We start from the raw sequence: 6,175 nt of genomic DNA, 5'->3' as shown, positions 1-6,175 counted from the left end.
TCCCCCGTCCGCCCCGATAAGGGAAGGGAAGAGACCGATCCGTTCAGGCTGAGCTAGTCGAAGCCCGCATCTTAAACGGGACAGACGACTAGGCTTTCTGGGGCATCGTTGGGGGTTAGCTGCTTACTCCCTGGATATGCCCGGTATGATTAAATCTGTCTCCTATTCCAAAACAATGAAAATCACCCTCGATATCCCAGACCCCATCGCGGATCGACTGGCCGACGATCGCGAAACCCTGACTCGTCGCTCCCTCGAACTTCTCGCCATAGAAGCCTACCGCAAAGGTACCCTTGGAGCCGGAGAAGTGGGGCAACTTCTTGGTTTCGATTCCCGGTGGGATACGTACAACTTTTTGCAAAAAGAACAGGCTGAACCACCCCTCAGCGAAGCTGACCTGGAAAACGATGCTCTTTTAGGGCAAGCCTAGGGCCATCACCTGTCCTCAATTGAAGTCATGCTAGTTGTTGCCGACACCTCGCCGATTTCCTATCTGGTTGTAATCGGCCATATCGATCTGCTGCCTCGCCTCTTCGAGACTATCACCATTCCCGAAACGGTACGGGATGAGCTTAATGCCTCAAAAGCACCACTGGTTGTGCAAACTTGGATTGCTTCTCCACCAACTTGGCTCAGTTTGCAATCAACAGCACCCTCCCCAGACTCAGAACTCCTAAAATTGGATGCAGGAGAAAGGGCTGCGATCTCATTAGCTGAAACCCTCAAGGCAGACTTGATTTTACTTGATGATCTTGCTGCTCGCCGGGTTGCCGCTAACAGAAGGCTAGCCTTCACAGGCGTGCTGGGTATTTTAGATCGCGCAGCAATACGGGGTTGGGTTGACTTTGCCGATGCGATCGCCCAACTACAGCAAACAAATTTTCGAGCCTCTTCAGTCCTGATTCAAGCGCTAGTACAAAAGCACACTTGATGAAGATGGCTAGCAGCTATAGCAATTTCAGATCATTTATGAGCAGGGGGTGGGTATCCTATCTGCACAGGTTAGAGGCCTTTCCCACGGTCCTTTGCAAACCATTTGGGATTGCTATGTCATCTTTGTGCAACCGTAGGGGATGGGTAACCACTGTACAAACGCGGTAGGATAAGTAGATCTTAAACATTCTTGTTCTTACCCAGCGTCTAATGGCAAAAATTCTGGTAACAGGAGCGGCAGGTTTTATTGGCTTTTTTGTGAGTCAACGCCTCCTCGATCGCGGTGAAACTGTCCTGGGACTCGATAACCTCAATCCGTATTATGATGTTCAACTGAAGCGCGATCGCTTGGTCCAATTAGAAGCCTATCCCAACTTCCAGTTTTATCCCTTCGATCTGGCTGATCGGGCGGCGATCGCTACCCTATTTCAGACCCAAGTCCCCGATCGGGTCATCCATTTGGCCGCCCAAGCAGGGGTCCGTTATTCACTCGAAAATCCCCATGCCTATGTCGATAGCAACCTCGTGGGATTTGTCAATGTTTTAGAAGGGTGCCGTCAGCAACAAGTTGAACATTTAGTCTATGCCTCTTCTAGCTCCGTCTATGGGGCTAATCGCGTGATTCCTTTTGCCGTACAGCACAACGTTGATCATCCGGTAAGCCTATATGCCGCGACCAAAAAAGCTAATGAGCTTATGGCCCATACCTACAGCCATTTATATCAGTTACCCACAACCGGGCTACGCTTTTTTACGGTTTATGGTCCCTGGGGTCGCCCCGACATGGCCTACTTTAAGTTTACCCAGGCCATTTTAGCCGGACACCCGATCGAGGTATTTAACTATGGGAAAATGCGACGAGATTTTACCTATATTGATGACATTGTTGAAGGGGTAGTACGCGTATTAGATCAAGCCCCGATCCCCGATCCGACGTACACCGTTGATCAAGCTGATCCCAGCCGTAGCTACGCCCCCTATCGGATTTATAATATCGGTAATCATCAGCCAGTGGAGTTATTAGAGTTTATTCAGATATTAGAAACCGCATTGGGTAAATCAGCAGAAAAACGATTGCTACCCATGCAACCGGGTGATGTGCTAGAAACCTATGCAGACATTACAGCATTGAAGCAAGCTGTTGGCTTTGAACCCAAAACCCCGATCGCGGTGGGTCTCGATAAATTTGTTACCTGGTATCGCAGTTACTATCATCAATAACTATGGCACATGGATTAATCTGGTTACCCCTGCTAGGACTGTTCATTGGCTTAGCTTGGGCAGGTTGGCAGGAGTATCACAAATTGGAAGCCTATCGACGTTGGGCGGCAGACTACGATCGCTCGAAATACGACATTTATGCAGTCCTGGGTCAAAAGGGCGATCGGCTGACCTGGGGTAAGCCAACGCGCCAGGGACCGATTAATCTGCAAACGGTGTCCCTCAATCAAATCCAGGCCGTAACCGTGCGGGTCGATGGGCAGGCGATCGTGCTAACGGCTCCGCCCACGTCGGGACAAGCAATTGTCTTGGAAATCACCTTGACCGAGGCTAGCCCACCCTTGCAAATTCCGTTTACCGAAATTCCCCTAGCGATCGATTGGTGCCAGTATCTACAAGCCAACTTGCGCTATTCTTAACTAGATGAGTCTAGTACAACAAGCATAAAGTTTTGCAATGTTGGTAGTAACGGTTTTAGTCGTTTCTGGCTAAAGCCAGCACTACAAACATTGCAGAATTTACTTTTTGAGCTACTAGACTCAATCCGTCTGGAAACAGACTCAACCGCCCATCCTTCTTTAGCATTTATGGCAAGATTATCTCAAGAGTTACATCGCTATTTTTTTGAGGAAGAACGGCCCGATAAAATCACCTTGTCCGCGATCTTAGAGCTAGCGGGTGAGCGGACTTTTGGTTTTCTGTTGGTGCTGCTATCGCTTCCCTCGGCACTGCCGGTACCTGCACCGGGATACTCCACCCCCTTTGGCTTTGTCATTTTTCTGTTGGCTGTTCAACTGATGACTGGTTGGACTCGACCCTGGCTACCGGAACGGGTTAACCAATTTGCGATCGCCCTGCCCAAAGCCCAAGCTTTTGTTAAAGCGGGGATACCGTGGCTGCAACGGATTGAAGTGCTGTCTCGTCCCCGATTAACACCGTTGTGCACTAGTCGTCTGGGACGGATGATCCTGGGTGGCATGATTGCCCTTATGGCTTGCTCCATGATGCTTCCGATCCCATTAACCAATACGCTCCCCGCAATGGGAGTTTTTATCACAGGATTTGGTCTGCTGGATGATGATGGGGCGATTAGTTTAGCGGGCCTAGTGGTATGTCTTATGGCATTAACCTTGACAACTTCGGTCTTAATTTTTGGCGTCACTGTGGTTAAAGAGGGGATCTTGTTACTGAAGCAGGGATTGACCAGTCTTTTTAAGTAAAGAGAATCCATACCGCCGCCAGCCCTCATTGCGAATACCGTATCTCAGACCAGTGCCCGCCGCACGGGTTTTTCAGCCGACGACGGGCTAGGGGAATAGCGATGCGTTCAGGTGGCAGGTGCTGCTGCTAGGCGGCCATATCAAACAGCAGGAGTTCACTGCTAGCAGCGTGCCCTTGGAAAGTGAGTTCGGGCACTGCCGCGATCGCGGCCCCATCACCTGCGGTTAAGGCTTGACCATTCAGGGAAATGGCTCCACGGGCAACTTGTATCCAGGCAACGCGATCGGCAGCTAAAGCATGGACAACGTCCTCATTGGCATTAAGTTGGGTGGCATACAAACTCACATCCTGGTGAATGATCACTGAACCTTCGCGACCATCACGGGAACCAATCAGGCGTAACTTCCCCTGTTTCTCTGAAGTTGGAAAATGGGTCTGCTCATAACTGGGTTCCAACCCTTGGGTATCGGGTAAAATCCAGATTTGGAGAAGATGGACAGCTTCGCGATCGCTGGGGTTATATTCACTGTGTAAAATCTCCGTCCCCGCCGACATCCGTTGCACATCGCCGGGGCGCATGATGGAACCATTGCCAATACTATCCTTGTGCTCTAAGGCACCCTCCAAGACATAGGTGACAATCTCCATATCACGATGGCCGTGGGTGGGAAAGCCTTTACCCGGCGCAATTTTATCTTCGTTAATCACCCGCAGGCTAGCAAACCCCATGTGCTTGGGGTCATAGTAATTGCCAAAGGAAAAGCTATGGCGACTATCTAACCAACCAATATTGGCAACCCCCCGGTCATGAGCTGGTCGTAGCGTCATCATTGTGTTTGCCTCCTGCATCAGGAATTCGTTTGCAACGTAACCGAAATTGCTTTCTTTTATGATGCATTAAATCAAAATAAAAGACAATATAAAATTTTGGATGCAGATTGTCTCATTTTAGGCGACAATCTTCCTAAGCCCCTGGCATGGGAGCCATCACAATTGGTCAGTCGGTCATCATCATGGATAAGTTGGAGTGTATGCGGGCGTTTGCCCACGTGGTTGAGACGGGGGGATTTGCGGCAGCGGCCCGGAAGTTGGGGTTATCGCGATCGCAGGTCAACAAGTTGGTAGCCAGTTTGGAGGATCATTTACAGGTACAGCTATTGCACCGCACCACGCGTCGGGTAACACCAACGGATACGGGGCTGGCTTTTTACGATCGCTGTTTAGCAATTCTGACGGATGTGGCGGATGCAGAGCAGTCAGTACTGCAACTCCACACAGAACCCAAGGGGACGTTGCGCATTAATGCGCCCATGTCCTTTGGGACGCGCCATCTGGCCCCAGCGCTGATGACCTTTCTGGCTCAATATCCCGATCTCAAGGTAGAACTAGCCCTCAACGATCGCTTTATTGATCCGATCGCAGAGGGTTTTGATCTGACGATGCGGATTAGTGAGCCTTTCCAGACAACGAGCTTAGTCAGCCATCGCCTGCTCCCGACCCAGCGAGTGCTATGCGCCGCCCCGGTCTATTTAGCCGCTCACCCCTCCCCCCAGCATCCCCACAACTTGGCTGAGCACTCTTGTTTACACTATGGTCACCTGCCTGAAACCAGTCAATGGCATCTCATTGGTCCTGATGGTGAGCATCGAATCACCGTCCGGGGGCGGCTTTGTTCCAATAACGGGGAAGCCCTACGAGAAGCCGCTTTGAAGGGATTGGGTATTGCCCTACTGCCCCGGTTTATTGTAGCTCCGGACTTAGAAGCGGGGCATTTACAAGTGGTATTACCGGCCTACCAGCCTCCTGAAATTTTTATTTATGTGCTGTATCCAGTTAATCGACACCTTTCCACAAAAATTCGTCTTCTGACAGCATTTCTGAAGGTTTATTTCCATGAGGCATTTGTATAATAGATGAGGGGCAAGAAAATTGGGCTAACCGACCAGTGGCCTATTTTACAACGCTGTTTATGTATATTTATTCACGATTATTCACTCGTTAGTGATATATCGAGCTATGATGCGATCGTTTTTTTATCTCATGATGATAATTGGCGGCCTCGATTTGGCCCTGGCTAATCCAGTCCAGGCGCAGCGGTGGCTGAACCGACCTGATTTTTTTGAGCAAGGGCGCGAACAATTTGAACAGGAGATCCAACGTCTTGAGCAACAGCAGATCAGGGATACGGGGTCACTGCTGACGATCGATGCCGGTAGACTGCAGTGGCAGCAGATGATCCTGCGAGAAGCGGGGATTGCCCTGTGGATGCCAGCCGGAGCCGTCACCCAAGAGAGCAAAACGGTGGTAACCCCTAGCCAGAGCTTGGAATTTACGGTTCTCGCAACGAATCCAACCGCGACCCGCTTTGTGGTGGCCTATTCGGACGAGTTAGGTCCGGAGCTACAAAAGGATGCATCTAGCCTCTTTACCCTGGTTCAAAACCGGATTATTGAGCAGGTAGGTACCGCCATCCATACAGTCCAAACCTTGGAAGTTGCGGGTAATGCGGCCCAGGAATTTACGATCAAAGATGCCACGGAAACGATCCAATTTCGCCTGGTTCTCCACCACAAGCGCCTCCTAGTTTTGGGGGTGAGCCAACCCAATGCGACGGCTTCGGCCCAAACTGTGACGGCCTTTTTCAATTCCCTCACGTTTCTGTAGAGGTTCGTCAAGCTTGATTTTGTCGGTTGGGTCAAATGTCACGCGTCCCATATCCCATGTTCAATTTGTGATCTACTGAGTCCAGGAAGCTGGATTCGCCTCGGTGCGATCGGCATACCGTAGGATTACCCTAGGA

8 protein-coding genes are annotated in these 6,175 nt (G+C 50.4%); 7 read left to right on the top strand and 1 reads right to left on the bottom strand.

Features of this window, described 5'->3' with window-relative positions; translation table 11 throughout:
* The first annotated feature begins 145 nt into the window (after positions 1-145).
* The 5 genes from ACWIUF_RS10910 to ACWIUF_RS10890 all read left to right on the top strand — a co-directional run bounded on the left by ACWIUF_RS10910 (position 146) and on the right by ACWIUF_RS10890 (position 3,374).
* Positions 146-430, top strand: a complete 285-nt coding sequence (locus tag ACWIUF_RS10910; RefSeq protein ID WP_448572394.1) for a UPF0175 family protein — start codon at positions 146-148, stop codon at positions 428-430.
* A 27-nt stretch (positions 431-457) separates the two neighbouring features.
* Positions 458-931 carry a DUF3368 domain-containing protein gene (locus tag ACWIUF_RS10905; protein WP_448572393.1) on the top strand — a complete coding sequence of 158 codons (474 nt, stop codon included), beginning with the start codon at positions 458-460 and terminating at the stop codon, positions 929-931.
* Positions 932-1,143: 212 nt separating this feature from the next.
* The gene (locus tag ACWIUF_RS10900) at positions 1,144-2,154 is read left to right on the top strand and encodes an NAD-dependent epimerase (RefSeq protein ID WP_448572392.1); all 1,011 of its coding nucleotides are present in this window, start codon (positions 1,144-1,146) and stop codon (positions 2,152-2,154) included.
* Between the two features lie 2 nt (positions 2,155-2,156).
* On the top strand, positions 2,157-2,573 hold the full coding sequence (locus tag ACWIUF_RS10895) for a hypothetical protein (protein ID WP_448572391.1): 417 nt from the start codon (positions 2,157-2,159) through the stop codon (positions 2,571-2,573).
* Positions 2,574-2,741: 168 nt separating this feature from the next.
* Entirely contained in the window at positions 2,742-3,374 is a 633-nt protein-coding gene (locus ACWIUF_RS10890) for an exopolysaccharide biosynthesis protein (protein ID WP_448572390.1), read from the top strand.
* 127 nt (positions 3,375-3,501) lie between these two features.
* Here the strand turns inward: ACWIUF_RS10890 and ACWIUF_RS10885 are convergent, their stop codons facing one another.
* The gene (locus ACWIUF_RS10885; RefSeq protein WP_448572389.1) at positions 3,502-4,206 is read right to left on the bottom strand and encodes a pirin family protein; all 705 of its coding nucleotides are present in this window, start codon (positions 4,204-4,206) and stop codon (positions 3,502-3,504) included.
* 146 nt (positions 4,207-4,352) lie between these two features.
* Here ACWIUF_RS10885 and ACWIUF_RS10880 point away from each other — a divergent pair, with 146 nt between their 5' ends.
* Entirely contained in the window at positions 4,353-5,285 is a 933-nt protein-coding gene (locus ACWIUF_RS10880; protein ID WP_448572388.1) for a LysR family transcriptional regulator, read from the top strand.
* 106 nt (positions 5,286-5,391) lie between these two features.
* Positions 5,392-6,039 carry a hypothetical protein gene (locus ACWIUF_RS10875; RefSeq protein ID WP_448572387.1) on the top strand — a complete coding sequence of 216 codons (648 nt, stop codon included), beginning with the start codon at positions 5,392-5,394 and terminating at the stop codon, positions 6,037-6,039.
* Positions 6,040-6,175 lie beyond the last annotated feature (136 nt).

The sequence above is a fragment of the Trichothermofontia sp. genome (assembly GCF_053493415.1).
This window is presented reverse-complemented; position numbering and strand designations above follow the sequence as displayed.

Coding starts and splice junctions, on each gene's coding strand:
- ACWIUF_RS10890 (WP_448572390.1), top strand. CDS start 2,742: ATGGCAAGATTATCTCAAGAGTTACATCGCTATTTTTTTGAGGAAGAA.
- ACWIUF_RS10895 (WP_448572391.1), top strand. CDS start 2,157: ATGGCACATGGATTAATCTGGTTACCCCTGCTAGGACTGTTCATTGGC.
- ACWIUF_RS10880 (WP_448572388.1), top strand. CDS start 4,353: ATGGGAGCCATCACAATTGGTCAGTCGGTCATCATCATGGATAAGTTG.
- ACWIUF_RS10910 (WP_448572394.1), top strand. CDS start 146: ATGATTAAATCTGTCTCCTATTCCAAAACAATGAAAATCACCCTCGAT.
- ACWIUF_RS10900 (WP_448572392.1), top strand. CDS start 1,144: ATGGCAAAAATTCTGGTAACAGGAGCGGCAGGTTTTATTGGCTTTTTT.
- ACWIUF_RS10875 (WP_448572387.1), top strand. CDS start 5,392: ATGATGCGATCGTTTTTTTATCTCATGATGATAATTGGCGGCCTCGAT.
- ACWIUF_RS10885 (WP_448572389.1), bottom strand. CDS start 4,206: ATGATGACGCTACGACCAGCTCATGACCGGGGGGTTGCCAATATTGGT.
- ACWIUF_RS10905 (WP_448572393.1), top strand. CDS start 458: ATGCTAGTTGTTGCCGACACCTCGCCGATTTCCTATCTGGTTGTAATC.